The sequence below is a fragment of the Kineococcus indalonis genome (genome assembly GCF_009906395.1).
In the GTDB taxonomy this organism is placed as follows: Bacteria; Actinomycetota; Actinomycetes; order Actinomycetales; family Kineococcaceae; genus Kineococcus; species Kineococcus indalonis.
Genome location: NZ_JAAALM010000855.1, coordinates 1 through 1,038 on the forward strand (window position 1 = coordinate 1; position 1,038 = coordinate 1,038).

A 1,038-nucleotide genomic window follows, 5' to 3' on the forward strand; every position below is an offset into this window, starting at 1 on the left:
CGTCAGGGGGCGGGCCAGACCAGCTCGGTGCCCGAGTACAGGCCGGCCACGACGTCCTCGTCCACCAGGGCGTCCACGTCGGGCACCGCGTCGATCTGGCCCATGCGCACCAGGAACTCCGCCTCGGCGCGCACGCTCGCCACGTCGATCGCGCCCAGCGGCTGCCCGGCCGGCTGCGAGCCGTCCACCAGCTGCGTCTCCGTGCGCCACACCTGCTGGTTGTGCTCGACGTCGTAGCCGGCCTGCGAGCTCTCCGCGGCGTAGCCGACGCACTCCTCGACGTGCTGCTCGCAGTACGCGTAGGCGTGCAGCTGGGCGCGCAGGAAGTCCTGCACCGCGGTGGGGTGCTCGGCCAGGAAGGCGGGAGTGACGATCGTGGTGGCCATGGAGCCGGGCACCCCGTAGTCCTCCGGGTTCCACTCGGTGACCTCCTCGCCCAGCGCCCGCAGCGTCAGCGGCTCGTTGGACTTGTACCCGGTCAGCGAGCGCACCTGCCCGCGCACCAGCACGCTGGGGTCGTACCCGACGACGACCTGCTCGACCTCGGCGACGTCGACGCCGGCGGTGCGCAGCATCGCCTCGATCGTCACCGGCAGCGCGCCCTTCTGCCCCAGCACGGTGCCCTCCAGCTGCTTGAGGTCCGTCACGTCCGGGCGGGTCATCAAGGTGGCCACGGGCACGTGCCCGAACAGCGCCACGGCGGTGACGTCCACGCCGTTGTCGACGTTGACGAGCACGTCGGAGGCCCCGGCGATGGAGGAGACCTGCGCGGTGCCGGCGGCGACGAGCTGGGCGTTCTGGGCGGTCTCCCCGGTGCCGGGCTGGATCCGCACGTCCAGGCACAGCGCGTCGAAGTAGCCCAGCGCCTCCGCGGCGACGGGGTCGAGGATGCTCGCCGAGGCCTGGAACTGGTAGCCGGTGACGTAGGTCACCGTGCCGGCGGCCTCGTTCTGCGCGCAGCGCTCGGCGGAGACGGCCGAGCCGCGGCTCGCCGGGGGCGGCGCGCCGTCACCGTCGCCGGGGGCGCCGGAGCAGCCG

At 73.6% G+C, this 1,038-nt stretch carries 1 protein-coding gene; it reads right to left on the minus strand.

Features of this window, described 5'->3' with window-relative positions; genetic code table 11:
- Positions 1-2: 2 nt before the first annotated feature.
- A partial coding sequence (locus tag GTR00_RS21560) for an ABC transporter substrate-binding protein (protein WP_166613541.1) occupies positions 3-1,038 on the minus strand: 1,036 nt, incomplete at its 5' end.